Source organism: Dyella sp. (genome assembly GCF_036568765.1).
In the GTDB taxonomy this organism is placed as follows: Bacteria; Pseudomonadota; Gammaproteobacteria; order Xanthomonadales; family Rhodanobacteraceae; genus GSA-30.
Genome location: NZ_DATCRY010000194.1, coordinates 1 through 15,614 on the forward strand (window position 1 = coordinate 1; position 15,614 = coordinate 15,614).

At 61.8% G+C, this 15,614-nt stretch carries 17 protein-coding genes, 1 tRNA gene and 1 pseudogene; 9 read left to right on the forward strand and 10 right to left on the reverse strand.

Going from position 1 to position 15,614, the window contains the following annotated elements:
• From VIM98_RS13590 to pcnB, 6 genes and pseudogenes are all read right to left on the reverse strand, one after another.
• Positions 1–460, reverse strand: a pseudogene (locus tag VIM98_RS13590) (glucose-6-phosphate isomerase); the annotation flags it as partial.
• 140 nt (positions 461–600) lie between these two features.
• The gene (panD, locus tag VIM98_RS13595) at positions 601–987 is read right to left on the reverse strand and encodes an aspartate 1-decarboxylase (RefSeq protein WP_331993653.1); all 387 of its coding nucleotides are present in this window, start codon (positions 985–987) and stop codon (positions 601–603) included.
• 130 nt (positions 988–1,117) lie between these two features.
• Positions 1,118–1,963 carry a pantoate--beta-alanine ligase gene (panC, locus tag VIM98_RS13600; RefSeq protein ID WP_331993654.1) on the reverse strand — a complete coding sequence of 282 codons (846 nt, stop codon included), beginning with the start codon at positions 1,961–1,963 and terminating at the stop codon, positions 1,118–1,120.
• A gap of 58 nt (positions 1,964–2,021) precedes the next feature.
• The gene (gene panB / locus VIM98_RS13605; RefSeq protein WP_331993655.1) at positions 2,022–2,852 is read right to left on the reverse strand and encodes a 3-methyl-2-oxobutanoate hydroxymethyltransferase; all 831 of its coding nucleotides are present in this window, start codon (positions 2,850–2,852) and stop codon (positions 2,022–2,024) included.
• A gap of 63 nt (positions 2,853–2,915) precedes the next feature.
• Positions 2,916–3,398 carry a 2-amino-4-hydroxy-6-hydroxymethyldihydropteridine diphosphokinase gene (gene folK, locus VIM98_RS13610; protein WP_331993656.1) on the reverse strand — a complete coding sequence of 161 codons (483 nt, stop codon included), beginning with the start codon at positions 3,396–3,398 and terminating at the stop codon, positions 2,916–2,918.
• On the reverse strand, positions 3,395–4,753 hold the full coding sequence (gene pcnB, locus VIM98_RS13615; RefSeq protein WP_414650220.1) for a polynucleotide adenylyltransferase PcnB: 1,359 nt from the start codon (positions 4,751–4,753) through the stop codon (positions 3,395–3,397). The genes folK and pcnB overlap by 4 nt, the downstream gene beginning before the upstream one ends.
• A gap of 199 nt (positions 4,754–4,952) precedes the next feature.
• On the opposite strand from pcnB, the gene VIM98_RS13620 reads away from it, so the two are divergent.
• Both VIM98_RS13620 and fdxA read left to right on the forward strand, forming a co-directional pair.
• Positions 4,953–5,028: transfer RNA gene (locus VIM98_RS13620), tRNA-Glu, on the forward strand.
• A 50-nt stretch (positions 5,029–5,078) separates the two neighbouring features.
• Positions 5,079–5,402 carry a ferredoxin FdxA gene (fdxA, locus tag VIM98_RS13625; protein WP_331993658.1) on the forward strand — a complete coding sequence of 108 codons (324 nt, stop codon included), beginning with the start codon at positions 5,079–5,081 and terminating at the stop codon, positions 5,400–5,402.
• Between the two features lie 131 nt (positions 5,403–5,533).
• On the opposite strand, the gene VIM98_RS13630 is transcribed toward fdxA, so the two are convergent.
• The 3 genes from VIM98_RS13630 to VIM98_RS13640 all read right to left on the reverse strand — a co-directional run bounded on the left by VIM98_RS13630 (position 5,534) and on the right by VIM98_RS13640 (position 8,137).
• Positions 5,534–6,130 carry a hypothetical protein gene (locus VIM98_RS13630; RefSeq protein ID WP_331993659.1) on the reverse strand — a complete coding sequence of 199 codons (597 nt, stop codon included), beginning with the start codon at positions 6,128–6,130 and terminating at the stop codon, positions 5,534–5,536.
• 44 nt (positions 6,131–6,174) lie between these two features.
• The gene (gene dapA, locus VIM98_RS13635; RefSeq protein ID WP_331993660.1) at positions 6,175–7,068 is read right to left on the reverse strand and encodes a 4-hydroxy-tetrahydrodipicolinate synthase; all 894 of its coding nucleotides are present in this window, start codon (positions 7,066–7,068) and stop codon (positions 6,175–6,177) included.
• Positions 7,069–7,144: 76 nt separating this feature from the next.
• The gene (locus VIM98_RS13640) at positions 7,145–8,137 is read right to left on the reverse strand and encodes a hypothetical protein (protein ID WP_331993661.1); all 993 of its coding nucleotides are present in this window, start codon (positions 8,135–8,137) and stop codon (positions 7,145–7,147) included.
• Between the two features lie 223 nt (positions 8,138–8,360).
• Here VIM98_RS13640 and VIM98_RS13645 point away from each other — a divergent pair, with 223 nt between their 5' ends.
• The 7 genes from VIM98_RS13645 (at position 8,361) to VIM98_RS13675 (ending at position 14,546) form a co-directional block, all read left to right on the forward strand.
• Positions 8,361–8,924 (forward strand): glycine cleavage system protein R, encoded by a 564-nt coding sequence (locus tag VIM98_RS13645; protein WP_414650219.1) that lies wholly within the window; start codon positions 8,361–8,363, stop codon positions 8,922–8,924.
• Positions 8,925–9,149: 225 nt separating this feature from the next.
• The gene (locus VIM98_RS13650; protein WP_331993662.1) at positions 9,150–9,611 is read left to right on the forward strand and encodes a peroxiredoxin; all 462 of its coding nucleotides are present in this window, start codon (positions 9,150–9,152) and stop codon (positions 9,609–9,611) included.
• A gap of 129 nt (positions 9,612–9,740) precedes the next feature.
• Entirely contained in the window at positions 9,741–11,120 is a 1,380-nt protein-coding gene (locus VIM98_RS13655; protein WP_331993663.1) for a PhoH family protein, read from the forward strand.
• Between the two features lie 108 nt (positions 11,121–11,228).
• Positions 11,229–12,041 carry a bifunctional hydroxymethylpyrimidine kinase/phosphomethylpyrimidine kinase gene (gene thiD, locus VIM98_RS13660; protein ID WP_331993664.1) on the forward strand — a complete coding sequence of 271 codons (813 nt, stop codon included), beginning with the start codon at positions 11,229–11,231 and terminating at the stop codon, positions 12,039–12,041.
• Between the two features lie 98 nt (positions 12,042–12,139).
• Positions 12,140–13,081 (forward strand): aspartyl/asparaginyl beta-hydroxylase domain-containing protein, encoded by a 942-nt coding sequence (locus VIM98_RS13665; RefSeq protein WP_331993665.1) that lies wholly within the window; start codon positions 12,140–12,142, stop codon positions 13,079–13,081.
• Positions 13,082–13,136: 55 nt separating this feature from the next.
• A complete protein-coding gene (sigJ, locus tag VIM98_RS13670) occupies positions 13,137–14,030 on the forward strand; it encodes an RNA polymerase sigma factor SigJ (protein ID WP_331993666.1) in 894 nt (297 codons plus the stop codon).
• A 45-nt stretch (positions 14,031–14,075) separates the two neighbouring features.
• Positions 14,076–14,546, forward strand: a complete 471-nt coding sequence (locus tag VIM98_RS13675) for a carboxymuconolactone decarboxylase family protein (protein ID WP_331993667.1) — start codon at positions 14,076–14,078, stop codon at positions 14,544–14,546.
• A 274-nt stretch (positions 14,547–14,820) separates the two neighbouring features.
• Here the strand turns inward: VIM98_RS13675 and VIM98_RS13680 are convergent.
• Positions 14,821–15,614 (reverse strand): isocitrate/isopropylmalate family dehydrogenase (locus tag VIM98_RS13680; protein ID WP_331993668.1); only part of this gene is annotated, 794 nt, incomplete at its 5' end.

Consider the following 15,614-nt stretch of genomic DNA (forward strand, 5'->3'; position numbering starts at 1 on the left):
GATCCGAACCGCCGATGCCCACGTTGATCACGTCGGTGATCGTCGGCGCCAGGCCCAGGCTTTCGGTATCGCCATGCTCGACGGCGTGAACCAGTTTCTCGATCCGCTGCAGCGTGTGTTCGATTTCCTGCAGCGCCTCGCGCGGTGCGGGCGATTTCAGTCGAGAACCGCTGGCACGCAGGGCTGTGTGCAGCACGGCGCGGCCTTCGGAGGTATTGATCGGCTCACCCGCAAACATCGCGTCCCGTGCGGCTTCCCAGCGACTGGCTTCGGCGAACTGGCCCAAGGCTTCGAGCGCCTCGCGATCGAGCTTCTGTCGACTCAAGTCCAGCAGGACCGAACCGAGCCGCAAGCGCAGGCTGTCGCCTCGCGCCTGATCCTTCAGTAGATCGCGCAGGTGCGTGCGCGACAGACGCTCGGCATGTTCGGCAAACAGAGAGCTGGAACGATCGGCGGACATAGGAACTCGCTGAGGGGCACGGAAATGCCCATCTTACGAGTTGCGGTGTAAATAAAAAGCGTCCTTGCCAGGACATCGCACAAAAACGAAAAAGCGCCGCACAAGGCGGCGCTTCGGCAACAACGAGAACCTGCGATGTGTCAGGCGGCGGCCATCTGCTTCGGAATCGAGCGATTCGTATGCGAGATACGGTTGTCCTTGTCGACATACACCAGCATCGGCTGGAACTGTTCGACCTCGGCTTCGGACAACTGCGCGAACGCGGCAATGATGATCAAGTCGCCCGGCTGCGCGCGATGCGCGGCGCTGCCATTGACCGAAATGATGCCCGAGCCTTCCTCGGCACGCAGCGCATAGGTGACGAATCGCTTGCCGTTGTTGATGTTCCAGGCGTGGATCTGCTCGTACTCGCGGATACCGGAGGCATCGAGCAACAGGCCGTCGATGGCGATGGAGCCTTCGTAGTGGAGCTCGGCATGGGTCACCGTCGCACGGTGGATCTTCGCCTTGAGCATGTTCAGATTCATGATAGACATTCCAGCAGGAACCGCCCTGCGCAACGGGAAATTATCCAACCGAGGCAAGGATGGCCGCAACCGACGCCTCTGGCCCCCTCTGTGGGGCCGGGCCTGGCAAGTTCAATGGCACGAGGCCCGATCAGTCGAAAATCAGGTTGTCGATCAAGCGTGTAGTGCCCAATTTGGCAGCAATCAGGGCGACCAGGCCCTCGGTCTCGCCCTCGTTCGGCTCACTGAGGTCTTCGGCGCGGCGGATTGCCGCATAGTCCGGCTCGAAACCCGCGCGCTGCAGCTTCGAGGCCGCTGCCTGCTCCACCACCCTCCACGCATGCCCCTTTTCAATCAGCTCGCGCATCTGCAGGAGGGTGGCGTAGATCTGGGTGGCCAACTCGCGCTCGGTCGCGGAGAGATACTGGTTACGCGAACTCAGCGCCAGACCATCGTCGGCGCGCAAAGTCGCTCCTGCCATCACCTTCACTGGCAACGAGAGGTCGCGCACCATACGCTCCAGCACCTTGAGCTGCTGGTAATCCTTCTGTCCGAAAATGGCGACGTCCGGCTGCACGAGGTTCAGCATTTTGCAGATCACGGTAGCCACACCGTCGAAATGCCCCGGCCGATGGGCGCCCTCCAGTGTTTCGGTCAGCTGCGGCACATGCACGCTTACGCTATTGGCCGGGCCGAACGGGTATATCGTAGCCACTTCCGGCGCGAACAGCAGATCGCAACCTACTTCGGCCAAACCGGCCTGGTCCTGGGTCAGAGTGCGGGGATAACGCTCGAAATCCTCGTTGGGACCGAACTGCGTCGGATTGACGAAGACGTAGGCGATGACGCGGTCTGCACGCGCCCGCGCGAGCTTGATCAGCGAATAGTGTCCCGCATGCAGATTGCCCATGGTCGGTACCAATCCCACGGTCTGGCCCTGGCTGCGCCAACCGCGTACAACGGCACGAAGGGCCGCGGCGTCTTGCACTGTCTGCATATCGAGAAGTCGCTTCGTTCAGATAGGGTGGGAAACGCCGTCGGAAGACGGCGGCGCTTCAGTTGAAACCATGTTCTGCCGCGGGGAAAACGCCTTCACGCACATCCTTTACGTAGGCAGCGATCGCCGCTGCTACAGAATCGCGCCCCGCGAGGAAATCCTTGCTGAATTTCGGTCGCTTGCCGGGGGTGATACCCAGCATGTCATGCAAGACCAGGACCTGCCCGTCGCAATGCGGTCCCGCACCGATACCGATGGTCGGTATCGATACCGATTCGGTGATTCGTTTGCCCAAGGTTGTCGGCAGCCCTTCCAGCACGACGATGGCCGCGCCTGCCGCCTCGACAGCCTGAGCCTCCTTGACCAGACGCTCTGCCGCCTCTTGTTCGCGCCCCTGAATGCGGAAACCGCCGAACTTGTGCACCGATTGCGGCGTCAGCCCCAAGTGGGCACACACCGGCATGGCCCGTGCGGTCAACGCTGCGATGCCGTCCAGAATATGCGGCGCGGCACCTTCTACCTTGACCATCGCCGCACCGCCCTCGCCGAACAAGCGCGCTCCCGCATCGAGTATGTGAGGCACATCGCGATCGGACATGAATGGCAGATCGGCCACCAGCAGAGTAGCGTTCAAGCCACGGGCAACCATGCTGGTGTGATACACCATGTGGTCGAGCGTCACCGGTAACGTGCTGCGGTGCCCTTGCACCACCATGCCCAGCGAATCGCCCACCAACGCGACATCCACACCTGCCACCTCGAGCTGCCAGGCAAAGCTGGCGTCATAGGCCGTCAGCATGACGATCGGCCGCCCTTCCGCTTTCATCGTGCGCAGGCTCGGCACGGTCACCGGCTTGCGATCGGATGCGCTGGCGTTTTGAACGTACACGTCAATTCCTTAAGGCGAAGGAGCTGTAAAGGCAGTCATTATCGGGCGCACGACTGGTCCGGCTCAAGGCAAGAGCTGGCATTGGGAGCTGTCCACCGCCGCCAGCATCTCGGCGATTCGGCCTTGATCCGCCAGTTCCAGGTCCGGCGCCAATTCGTTTAGTGGCAACAGCACGAAGGCGCGCTCGGCAATGCGTGGATGCGGCAAGGTCAGTCGTGGATCGTGCAGGACAAAACCTTCGACGTGTAGCAAGTCCAGATCGAGCGTACGCGGCCCCCAGCGTTCCCCATCACGGATGCGGCCAGCTGCGCGCTCGATCGCAAGCATGGCGTCAAGCAGCTCCAGCGGCGCCATCGGCGTTTCGACCGCCATGGCGGCATTGATGAACGGCGGCTGCTCCAGGAGCCCCCAGGGCGGGGTGCGATAAAGCCGCGACCGCCCTACCGGGCGTGCGCCCGGCAGGTTCTCCAATGCATCCATCGCATCGAGCACTAGCTGACGCGAATCACCCAGGTTACTACCCAGGCCAACATAGGCCCGGTTCACGAAGCGTCCGGCTTGGGCTTGCGGCGTCGCCGCCGTTTGCGCGGCCTCGGGACAACCGCAGCACTCGTACCGGCCAAAGGTTCGGTAAGCGGGGCGTGATTGGATAACGCCTCCGCCAGGATTTCCTGCGGCAGCTGCTGAGCATGATTCCACCACTCGCCAAGCTGACGGATCGCTGGCGATTCCGCCGCGCGCAGCAACAGGAAATCGAAGGCGGCACGAAACCGCGGGTGTGCCATCAAACGGAACACGCGCTTGCGCTGCACTTGCTCGAAGCGCGGCTGCAACGACCAGATTTCTTCCATCACGAAGGTAAAGCGCCGCGGGATGGCCACGCGCTGGCACTGCTCGGCCACCACATGCGCCGATGCGCGCGCCCAGGCCTCGCCCCCCTCCATGCCTTTACTCATCCATGTGTGCGCCAGATCGCGCACCTCGCCCCAGAGCAACACGGCGAACAGGAACGCCGGTGTCACCGATTTGCCGCCACTCACGCGCTTGTCGGTGCTGGAAAGCCCCTGTTCGATCAGCGAGCGCAAGGCTTCGTCGCCGCGCTTGAGCGCACGAGCAGTGGCCGGAAACATGAAGCGCAACAAGCCGCACTGCTCGAGCATGCGGAAGCTCTTCAAACCATGACCGGCCAGGAACAACTTGAGCGATTCGTCGAACAAGCGTGCCGGCGAAGCTTCCGCCAACAGCGGCCCGAGGTCGTCGAATGGCGCCGCTGCGGCGGCATCGATGCGAAAATCCAGCTTCGCCGCCAGCCGCACCGCACGCAGCATCCGGACCGGATCTTCGCGATAGCGCGTTTCCGGATCGCCGATCAGGTGCAACACGCGATCTTGCACGTCCTTGACACCACCGACGTAGTCGCGCACCGAGAAATCGCTGATGTCGTAATACAGCGCGTTGACGCGGAAGTCGCGCCGCAACGCGTCTTCCTCGATCGTGCCCCAGACGTTGTCACGTACGATGCGGCCATCCACGACATGCCGGTCGCCTTCGCCGCCTTCGCTATCCTCCCCCGTACCGCGGAAGGTGGCCACCTCGATGATTTCCGAGCCATAGACGACATGCGCCAAACGGAAACGGCGGCCAATCAGGCGGCAATTGCGAAAGAGTTTCTTGACCTCTTCGGGGGTCGCATTGGTGGCGACATCGAAGTCTTTCGGGTGCCCGCCGAGCAGCAGGTCGCGCACGGCACCGCCCACCAGGTAGGCGGAGTAGCCGGCCTCGTTGAGACGATAGAGCACACGCAACGCCGCCTTGCTGATGTTCTTGCGCGAAATGACATGCTCTTCGCGCGGAATAACGCGTAACGCCGGCGAGACGTCGTTCCCGTTCCTTGCATTCAAGTTCAAGCGAGATGGATCCTTGCAACCGTGAAGAGGGGCCCCTGAGCCGCCAAGATACTGCTAGAGAACCAGGCCCATGCTGTCACCGGCAGCAGCTAAAAAAGCCGCTTCGGTACCCTATCGGGCCCCCTTCCGGAGGCTGTCGCGGGCATTGCCGGGCCGAACATTTCCGTTATACTACCGCGCTCCGATGCATTTCGCTCCCTTCGTCTAGTGGCCTAGGACACCGCCCTCTCAAGGCGGGAACACGAGTTCGAACCTCGTAGGGAGCGCCACATCCCGGCCTGGCACGGGCCAAGAGCTCCAACGAAAGGCACGCCGCCACATGACCTTTGTCGTTACCGACAACTGCATCAAGTGCAAGTACACCGACTGTGTCGAGGTTTGTCCGGTCGATGCATTTCACGAAGGCCCTAATTTCCTGGTGATCGATCCGGACGAGTGCATCGACTGCACCTTGTGCGAGCCGGAGTGCCCAATCAATGCGATCTATCCCGAAGACGACGTCCCGGCGGGACAGGAAGGCTTCGTCGCCCTGAACGCCGAGCTGGCGAAGGATTGGCCGGTTATCACCGAGCGCAAGGACGGCTTGCCGGACGCGAAAGATTGGGAAAACAAACCGGACAAGCTGGGCCTGCTCCAGCGGTGAATCAAAAGCCGGGACCACCCGGCTTTTTTGTGCCCACGATTCACGGCGCTATCTGGATCGCCTTCGCAGGGTCCGAACGCACAAAAAAGCCGGGCAGCGCCCGGCTTTTCGATCGGCGAAGAGCAGCGTAATTACTTCACGCCCATGCGCGACTTCAGCGAATCGATCACCTTGGCCACCGCACCCGCATCGCCCTGGGCACGCACTTCCGTACCCGTCTCGCCACTGGCGCCGACCGTCAGCGTCACCTGGTGAGGCTTGGCGCCAGGGGCGCTGTCGGATCCGCTATCGGACTTGCCATGGAACATGCGGCCGAAGAAGCCACGCTTGGGCGCCGGTGCGTCGGAGGCGACCACATTCAGTGTGAAGGTGTGCGTCGAATCGTCGTGCGAGGCGACCTGACCGATATCGCCGTGTTCCAGCACCTGGCCGACGCGCTGATAGACAGCATCGATGGTGTCGGTGACGACGAAACCATCGGCAATCACGTTCCCGCCCGGACCGAACTTGGCGGTGGCACCGTTAGCGGTGGGCGCATTGGCGCCCGGCTCCGGAATCACCAACGCAGCGGTGGTCGAGGGCGTGTCCAGGCCCGGCGGAATCTCCAGCGGCGACTCCTGCTTGGCGGTCTCCCACTGCTTGTGCGAGCGAAACATGCCGCAGCCAGTCAGCAGCAAGGCAGAGAGCGCCAGGATCGGCAAGGCCACGACGAGCGGGGATTTCTTCATGAAGTCAGGTTCCGGTGAAGTTTTCTTGGACGTATCTGTAAGTTTCAAGCGGCATGGGCCAGGGGCACCAAACCGGCCAGCGCATCGAGGATGCGGGCACGGTCGGGGCCGTCTTCCAAAGCCACCAGCGGCAAGCGCAAACCCGCCGTACCCAGACCCAGCGACGGCAGACCTGCCTTGACTGCAATGGGATTGGGCGCGCAGTTAAGTGCATCGATCAGCGGCATCAGCCCGGCATTGCGCTGCTCCGCCACGGCCTTGTCGCCCGCACAGGCCGCATCGCAGAACGCGCGAAACGCCTTGGGTACGAGATTGGCCACTACCGAAATCACCCCGGCCGCGCCGCTGAGCATCGCCTTGCAGGCCGTGCCGTCGTCGCCGCTGAGATAGACGAAATCCGGCCGCGCAAGTTCCGCAATCGCCTGGATCCGCTCGTCGGTACCGAGGGCCTCCTTCAAGCCGACGATCGCCGGGTGCTCGCGCAGGCGGCCAACCGTCGCCGGCAGCAGGTCGCAACCGGTCCGGCTAGGTACGTTGTAAAGCACGACAGGCAGGCCGCCCTGGTCGGCCACAGCGGCAAAATGCCGGTAGAGACCTTCCTGGGTGGGGCGAACGTAATACGGCGCCACGACCAGGGCCGCGTCGGCGCCAAGTTCACGGGCACGACGCGTCAAGGCCACCGTCTTGCTGGTGGCCGCCTCGCCGGTACCGGCCAGCACCGGAATACGTTTGGCTACATGGGCGACGGCGAAACCCAGCAATTGCTCGTATTCGTGATGATCGAGCATATGCGCCTCGCCGGTGGATCCGGCAACGACCACGGCCTGAGTGCCCGCGTCGATCTGGTAATCGAGCAAGCGACCGAAAGCAGGCAGATCAAGCGCGCCGTTCGCCGTGAATGGCGTGGTCAGCGCACAGATGCTTCCGCGAATGTTCAAGAGCGACTCCGCCTCAATCCAAGCCCAGCATGTTACTGGAAAACGATACTCCGCCAATACACGGGTCTGGGTCGCTCTAGGGGCCGGAGCCGCCTTTGGGGCTGCCCTTGGTGCTTTTCGGCAACGAGGCCAGTCCAGGCGTGACACTGGGGCTCCCGCCCTTGCCGGCGCCTTTGGATATAGGCGCGGAAAGCTTCGTCGGCTTGGACCCCACGTCGCTGCTCTTCGAAGGCGTGGAAGCCTTCACGGGGTCCGGTCGCCGGCGATAAGAGGCCTGCATGGTCTCCCATTGACCACCTTTGAGCGGTCGGGCGGCGGTCAGCTGGGAATGCGTGTAGGTGTCATGACGATGGATGAAACCTCCCGCGCGCCCCTCGATAAAGCGCTCCATACCGCTGTCGACGACCTGGTTGGCCTGCGTCGGCGCGTGAACGGTGGAGCCTGGGAGGCCGGTGAACCGAAATGCCGCCTGGTGAGCATCCTCGTATCGCAACCCCTTGCTTAATCGGCCCGAGCCTTCCGGCGATGGACTGCGTGGCCTGGGCGTATCGGAAGCCGCGCGCTTGCCTGGGGGGCGCACGGCGTATTCCGTAAACGTATGGTCCTCACCGCTTCGATACTCGTCGTGTGCGCCACGGGTACTCAGTTGCTTGGTAATCCGTCCTTCCTTTGCCGCTTCTTTGCGAAGCGCCTGTCCGAACTTCGGCACATTGGACTTCTCGAGGCTGTCGAATTTCTTGACGCCACTTTTCATCTGCCGCTCGATATCGCGACGTACCGTCTTCTCGACGTAGCCGCGACCGTCCGCACCGGGATCGAGCGGTGCCATCAAATGAGGTGTGACATCGGTCAGCGGATCGAATTGACTGGACGAAGGGCCCGCCCTCGCCCGTAACTCGTCGAAGGCCTTCTGTTTGTTTTGCTGGATACGCGAGGAACGTTCCCTGACGGGAGGCGCAGCCCTCGGCTGTTTCTTGGGTGGCTTCCCGGATAAATCGACAAACCCCGAGCCGCTCCCGTCCGAGGACGAGCCGGAATCCGACCGTTTGCGCTTGTTTGAGCTGCTCATGCGTTGCCCCCGCTCCATCACGCCGCATATGTCCTTTCCGCCTGCCCTGGCGACGGCACAAGCCAGCCATCGGTCACTGCCCATCCTCCAGGAACTCTACAATGCCGTCCGAGCCACCGGCCAGCATGGGCTTTACTTGCGGCCTTCCCGCAACGGCAAGTAAGCTGATCGAAGCACATTCTCCATATTCTCAAGGTCAGACCGCGCCTGCGGGAGATTCCACTTGAACCGTCCCTCCACGCGTACCGGCAACGACCATCAGCTGCTGATTCAAACGCTTACCCCTTCGGCACGTACGCCCTTGCAGGCGTTGGCGCGCCGCATTACCGATGCTGGCTGCAATCTGGCCGATGCCAGGGTCTCCACCCTGGGGCTCGACACCTCGATCACGGTACTCGCCGTCGGTGCGTGGGATGCTGTCGCCAAGCTGGAAACCGCTTTGGCCAAGCTCGCACGCGAAGAAGACTGGCACCTGACCCACTACCGCACCACGCAGGGAGATAGCGAATTCGATTCGCAATTGCTGCCCTACCTGGTGGAAGTGATCTCGACCGAACGCCCCGGCATCCTCGCCAAGATCGTGGAATTTTTCGATCGTCGCGCGATCAGCGTCGAGCAATTGAGTTCGATGCGCTACCGGGCGATGCAAACGGGCGCGGCGATGTTCCAGGCGCAGATCACGATCGGCGTTCCTGCGCAGACGCATATCGCCGCCTTGCGCGACGAGTTCCTCGAATTCTGCGACGGGTTGAACCTGGATGCCATCATGGATCCGGTCAAGTTTTGAGAATGCACCCTTGGGCGACAGCCCGCAAGGGCTGTTATCGGTGCAAGATCGCGCTAGTCTTCGCTCCAAGGCAACAACACACGGGAGCGGCGCGCATGCGGGTCCGAAGTTCGGGCATCCACGATCGCACGACATGCCACTGCGCTGCGCGCCGCAGGAACTTCACCGCCCCATCCTCACTCATAGCAGAAGCCGCGGCCGACCATGGTCCGCGCGGGAGAGTCCATGCCTGAAATCGGCAAGAAAGTAGCCAAGCTCAAGGGAATGACCGGCGACGGCAGCGAGTTGAAACTCGATAGCCTGAAGGGAAAATGGGTCGTGCTGTATTTCTACCCCAAGGACAGCACGCCCGGCTGTACCAACGAAGCGAAAGACTTCCGCGATCTGTACCCCGCTTTCGTCAAGCGCAACGCCCAGGTCATCGGCGTGTCACGCGATTCGGTCAAGTCGCATGCGAACTTCGCCGCCAAGCAGGAACTGCCGTTCCCGCTGATCTCCGATACCGACGAAACCTGGTGCCAGGCCTTCGATGTCATTCATGAAAAAGTACTGTATGGAAAACGTCACATGGGCGTCGTACGAAGTACATTTCTGATCGACCCCGAGGGGAAGCTTGTCCAAGCATGGCGCCAAGTCAAAGTCCCCGGTCACGCCCAAGCCGTACTCGACGCCCTCGCGGCCCAGTGACCCGACGATCCTTTCAACGCTTTTTCCATGGCCCGCTCGAGCGGGCCGACCGGCGCTTCAGGCCGGCACCCCGTGGCGACTTCGCCGCCGCGGTTCCTCCACCTGCAACTCAAAGCGAGGCACTTCCGTATGACCGGAAGCAAGCGCATCTATGCGCTCGATACCAATGTCCTGTTGCACGATCCCACGTCGCTGTTCCGCTTCGAAGAGCACGACGTGTTCATTCCGATGACGGTCCTGGAGGAGCTGGACGAAAAGAAGAAAGGCGGCTCGGAAGTTTCCCGTAACGGTCGCCAGGTCAGCCGCTTTCTCAACGAGCTGATCGAACGAGGCAATGGACATGGCATCAGCAACGGCCTGGAGCTGAGCAGCCCCGAAGGCATCAATCTCAAACGCACCAACTCGGTCGGCCGTCTCTATTTCCAGCAACGCACGAGCAACGGGCACGGCAAGGCCGACAATCAGATCCTCTCGGCGGTGATCGAACTGCGCGATCAGAATCCCGAGCGGGCGGTGATCCTGGTAACCAAGGACATCAACCTACGAATCAAGGCCAAGATTTACGGCATCGATGCAGAGGACTACGAGAACGACCGCGCGCTGGACGACTTCGCCCTGCTCTACACTGGCTCGACCGAATTGGGCGAAGATTTCTGGGACCGCCACCCGGAAGTGCAATCGTGGAACGAGCGAGGCCGCACGTTCTACAAAGTGAACCTGCACGAAGACGAGCAGTGGTATCCGAACCAGTGCCTGTTCCTGCCCGGTGAAAATGCCGTGGAACTACGCGTGCTACATGTCGACCACGACCGCGCCTCCCTGGTGCTGCTGGACGATCACAGCCATGCCAATCACAGCGTCTGGGGTATCGCGGCGCGCAATCGCGAGCAGAACTTCGCCCTGAATGTATTGATGGATCCAGATGTGGATTTCGTCACCCTGCTCGGCACGGCCGGTACCGGCAAGACCTTGCTTGCGCTCGCGGCAGGACTGGCCCAGGTCATGGACCAACAGCGCTATCGCGAGATCATCATGACGCGCGCCACGGTTTCCGTCGGCGAAGACATCGGTTTCCTGCCCGGCACGGAAGAGGAAAAAATGACGCCCTGGATGGGCGCGTTGACCGATAACCTCGAAGTACTCGCCAACCCGGAAGAAGGCGGCAGTTGGGGACGTCAGGCCACGAACGACCTGCTGGCCTCGCGCATCAAGATCCGCTCGTTGAATTTCATGCGCGGACGCACCTTCCTGTCGCGCTACCTGATCATCGACGAGGCGCAGAACCTCACGCCCAAGCAGATGAAGACCTTGATCACACGTGCAGGCCCCGGCACTAAGATCGTGTGCCTGGGCAATGTCGAGCAGATCGATACGCCCTACCTGACGGAAACCACGTCGGGCTTGACCTATGCAGTGGACCGTTTCAAGGAATGGGAGCATTCGGCGCATATCACGCTACGGCGCGGCGAGCGGTCGCGGCTGGCGGATTTCGCCTCGGAAGCATTGTAGGACTCGGGACTCGGGACTCGGGACTCGGGACTCGGGACTCGGGAAGTCTGAAAATCGGGCCGGACAGAGTCAACGCTGTCCGGCCTTTTTTATTGTTACGATCATTGGATGCCTCATCGCTCTATCAAACGCAGGACAACTTCGAGTCCAGCACCTATCGCTCTGACCGTCGCTGGCTCCGATTCCGGCGGTGGCGCCGGCATCCAGGCCGACCTGAAGACCTTTCACGCGCACGGCGTTCATGGCCTCTCGGTCGTTACCGCAATCACTTCGCAGAACACACGTGGAGTTACTGCCGTTCATCCTGTGCCGCAGTCGCATATCCGCAGCCAGATCGACGCCGTCTTCGACGATTTCTCTATCGGCGCAGTCAAGACCGGCATGCTCGGCAATGCAGCGACCACCCGGCTGGTCGCGCGCGAAATGCGCAAACGCAAGCCTGGCTGGCTGGTCGTGGATCCGGTCATGATCGCCACCAGCGGTGCACGGCTTCTCACCGAGGATGCCGTCGAAGCCATGGTGTCGGCCTTGATCCCCCTGGCCGACATCCTCACACCCAATCTTCCCGAAGCCGAGGCGCTGCTGGGGCGGTCGATCCGGACCCCTTCCGATTTCGACCGCGCCGGCCAGGCACTGCGCGATCTCGGTGCGCAAGCTGTGCTGCTCAAGGGAGGACATGCGGGGGGAGTCACCGTGGTGGATCGCTATTACGATGACCGCGGCAAATTCGAAATCCGGCATCCGCGCCTGAAACTGGAAGGGCACGGCACCGGCTGTACGCTCGCCTCGGCGATTGCTGCCAAACTGGCCAAGGGGCATTCGCCACGCAGCGCAGTGCGCCAGGCTTCGGCCTACGTCCACCGCGCCCTGCTGCATGCCTATCGGCCGGGTACCGGCAAAGTCCATGTCCTGGGGCACTGAGCCTGAACCGCCCGCCGCATGACAGGCACCTGGGTCTTGCATGGGCGGAGTAGAATGGCCATCTATCCTGGTCGTTTCCCAAGGTTGTGGCTCCGCCAATGCTTTCTCCCCGACTCGTCCTGTTGATCCTGTTCGCCTTCTTCGTACTGTGCGTGCTGCTCGTGCACCTGCGCGGTCGCGCACGGCTGCGGTTCGACCGGCAGTTGGTCGATCACTCGGCGATCTTCGCGCCCTATAACCTGCTGATGTACGCCTTCTCGGCGGTGCCGGCGCGGCCGATCCTCGATCGCCGCGGGTTTCCGCAACTGGATCTGCTGCAGGCCAATTGGCAAGCCATCCGCGAAGAAGCCATGCACCTGTTCGACGAGGGGTATATCCGCGCAGCGGAAAAACATAACGACGCCAGCTTCAACAGCTTCTTCAAGCAGGGCTGGAAGCGCTTCTACCTGAAGTGGTACGGCGAGCCCCTGGCATCGGCCGAATCGCTTTGCCCGAAGACAGTGGAACTCTTGCGCTCCATTCCCAGCGTAAAAGCGGCGATGTTCGCCTTGCTTCCGCCGGGTAGCAAACTCAACCCGCATCGCGATCCATTCGCCGGCTCGTTGCGCTACCACCTCGGGTTGATCACTCCTAACGCCGACAACTGCCGCATCATCGTCGACGACCAGGAGCACGTCTGGGGGGATGGCAAGGACGTGGTGTTCGACGAGACCTACGTGCATTGGGCGGAGAACCGCAGCGACCAGACGCGCGTGATCCTCTTCGCCGATGTCGAGCGCCCTTTACGCACGCGCTGGATGAACGCGATCAACCATCGTGTGGGCGCTTTCATGGGCAAGATCACCGCGTCGCCCAATACCGAATCGCCGGAGGAAAAGACCGGTTTCGTCAACCAGGTTTTCGCACTGAATCAGCGCAGCCGCGAGCGTAGCCGCGCGTTCAAGAAGAAATATCCCAAGCTGTTTCGCCTGGTGAAATATATCGGCATTCTGTTCTTGATCTGGCTGGTCTTCCTGGCGCCCTACCCGTTCTTCCGCTGAGTTGTCACGTTTCGGCGAGGCAATGCGTCCTGGGAATATCACCCTAGGAGGCTCCATGGACCCTCAAACCGCGCTGTTTCAACAGCATCGCCCGCGCCTGTTCGGCCTGGCCTACCGGATGCTCGGCACGCCCGGGGACGCCGAGGACGTGCTGCATGACGCGTGGCTGCGCTGGAACGACCAGAATTCCGACGCACTGGACGACCCTGAGGCGTGGCTGGTCACTGTCACCACGCGCCTGGCACTCGATCGTCTGCGCCGCGCCAAGACCGAACGTGCCCATCATGTCGGCCCTTGGCTGCCCGAACCGCTGGTGGCCGACGAGGAGGAGCCGCCGATGCAGGCCGAACGCGGACAGAGCCTGCAAATCTCGTTCCTGCTTCTGCTCGAACGGTTGAGTGCCGAGGAGCGGGCTGCATTCCTGCTGCATGACGTGTTCGACTACAGCCATGCCGAAGCGGCGACCATGCTGGGCATTACCGAGGAAGCCTGCCGTCAGCGGGCGCACCGCGCCAAGCAGCGCCTGCGCGAGGGCCGGCCACGCTTTACCTATGCACCCGATATCCAGCAGCGCTTGCTGGAAAAATTCATGCAGGCCATGCAGCAACCCACGCCGGACGTATTGAAGAGCCTGTTTGCCGATGACATAACGGTGATCTCAGACGGCGGAGGGCGCGTCACCGCGACCTTGCGCCCGCTGCATGGCAGCGAGCGCGTCTTGCGGCTCTACTCGCAGGTCGCCCTGCGTTACCGGAGCATGGAAGCGGTACATCGCATGCAGTGGCTCAACGGCGCTCCGGCCCTGCTTACCTGGGTCGATGGAGAGCTCGCCACGGTCATGTGGATCGAGACCGATGGCGACCGGATCGTCGCCATCCACTCCCTGCGCGACCCGCTCAAGCTGGCCCGGCTGAAAGCTGTCACGCCCAGCCCGGGTCATGCGTCTTAGAGAAAACAGGCCATTGTGGCCGGTTCAACTCCAAGGAGATCGCTCATGTCCAAGCGCTTCGATTACACCAAGTACGGCAACCTTCTAAAGCCTTTGTTCACCCTGAGCGCGCAGGCTCATCACAGCAGTCTGGAGCCGCAGTTGATCGAACTGATCCTGCTGCGCGTCTCGCAGATCAACGGCTGCGCTTATTGCATCGACATGCACACCAAGGATGCTCGCGCCGGTGGCGAAACCGAGCAGCGTCTGTATTTGGTGCAGGTATGGCGCGAAGCCGAGGCCATGTATAGCGAACGCGAGCGCGCGGCACTGGCCTGGGCCGAAGAGGTTACGCGCATCGGTGAACACGGCCTCTCCGACGCGGTCTATGAGCAGGCGATGGCGGTATTCAGCGAGGAGGAAATCGTCCACCTCAACTTGCTGGTGGTCATGATCAACGGCTGGAACCGGTTCGGCGTGACATTCCACTCCGAGCCGGGACATTACCAGCCGGCCAAGGCGAAGCTTGCGTCCTGATATGCTTCAGACTTAACGGCGGCGAGAATAGCGTGTCGTGATGGGCGTTGCAGAGCCTTCCTCACCCCAGCCCTTTCCCCGGCGCAGCAGAAGAGAGGGAGCCGACTGGAGCGAACCTCAGTGTTTCGCGCTTGCGAAGACTGCTCCCTCTACCCTGGTTGCGCCGGTGGAGAAGGCTGAGGAAGAGGGGAAACCTCACTCGCAATAAAGCCACACCGACAAAAGAAAAACCCCGCCATCGCTGGCGGGGTTTTTCATGGAAGCAAACGAAAACTCAGGCGGCTTTGACGCGCTTGACGATCGCGTCGCCGAAGGTCTCCGTCGTCCCCTTGCCGCCGAGATCCGGCGTGACCGCGTCGCGATCGTGGGTCATGGTGTCACGCATGGCAACGCGGATCTTGTTGCCCTTCTCCACCATGCCAAGGTGATCGAGCATATCGGCCGCAGCCAGCAGCAACGCACACGGATTGGCAATGCCCTTGCCGGCGATATCCGGCGCCGAACCATGCACCGCCTCGAAGATAGCTGCACTCTCGCCGATGTTGTCGCCCGGTGCCAAGCCCAGGCCGCCGACCAGACCTGCACACAGATCCGACAGGATGTCGCCGAACAGGTTGGTGGTGACGATCACGTCGAACTGCTCGGGCTTCATCACCAGCTGCATGCAGGTGTTATCCACGATCATTTCGTTGAATTCGATCTGCGGATATTCCTTCGCCACTTCGCGTGCAACATTGAGGAACAGACCCGAGCTGGTCTTCATGATGTTGGCTTTATGTACGGCCGTGACCTTCTTGCGTCCCTTCTTGATCGCCATCTCGAAGGCATAGCGCACGATGCGGGTGCTGCCTTTGCGCGTATTGCGGATGATCGACTGTGCCACTTCGCCATCCTCGGACAGCGTCTGGCCTTCGGCCAGGTACGCGCCTTCGGTGTTCTCGCGCACGGTGATGATATCGATATTATCGTAACGCGCCTTCGTACCCGGGAAGCTGATCGCCGGACGGACATTGGCGTACAGGTCGAAATGGCGGCGCAAGGTGACATTGATCGAGGTAAAGCCACCGC

What these genes read in the sequence shown, in the direction of transcription:
- panD (WP_331993653.1), bottom strand. Translation starts at nt 987, where the DNA reads ATGAATCTGAACATGCTCAAGGCGAAGATCCACCGTGCGACGGTGACC.
- panC (WP_331993654.1), bottom strand. Translation starts at nt 1,963, where the DNA reads ATGCAGACAGTGCAAGACGCCGCGGCCCTTCGTGCCGTTGTACGCGGT.
- fdxA (WP_331993658.1), top strand. Translation starts at nt 5,079, where the DNA reads ATGACCTTTGTCGTTACCGACAACTGCATCAAGTGCAAGTACACCGAC.
- VIM98_RS13630 (WP_331993659.1), bottom strand. Translation starts at nt 6,130, where the DNA reads ATGAAGAAATCCCCGCTCGTCGTGGCCTTGCCGATCCTGGCGCTCTCT.
- VIM98_RS13640 (WP_331993661.1), bottom strand. Translation starts at nt 8,137, where the DNA reads ATGAGCAGCTCAAACAAGCGCAAACGGTCGGATTCCGGCTCGTCCTCG.
- VIM98_RS13650 (WP_331993662.1), top strand. Translation starts at nt 9,150, where the DNA reads ATGCCTGAAATCGGCAAGAAAGTAGCCAAGCTCAAGGGAATGACCGGC.
- VIM98_RS13655 (WP_331993663.1), top strand. Translation starts at nt 9,741, where the DNA reads ATGACCGGAAGCAAGCGCATCTATGCGCTCGATACCAATGTCCTGTTG.
- thiD (WP_331993664.1), top strand. Translation starts at nt 11,229, where the DNA reads ATGCCTCATCGCTCTATCAAACGCAGGACAACTTCGAGTCCAGCACCT.
- VIM98_RS13665 (WP_331993665.1), top strand. Translation starts at nt 12,140, where the DNA reads ATGCTTTCTCCCCGACTCGTCCTGTTGATCCTGTTCGCCTTCTTCGTA.
- sigJ (WP_331993666.1), top strand. Translation starts at nt 13,137, where the DNA reads ATGGACCCTCAAACCGCGCTGTTTCAACAGCATCGCCCGCGCCTGTTC.
- VIM98_RS13675 (WP_331993667.1), top strand. Translation starts at nt 14,076, where the DNA reads ATGTCCAAGCGCTTCGATTACACCAAGTACGGCAACCTTCTAAAGCCT.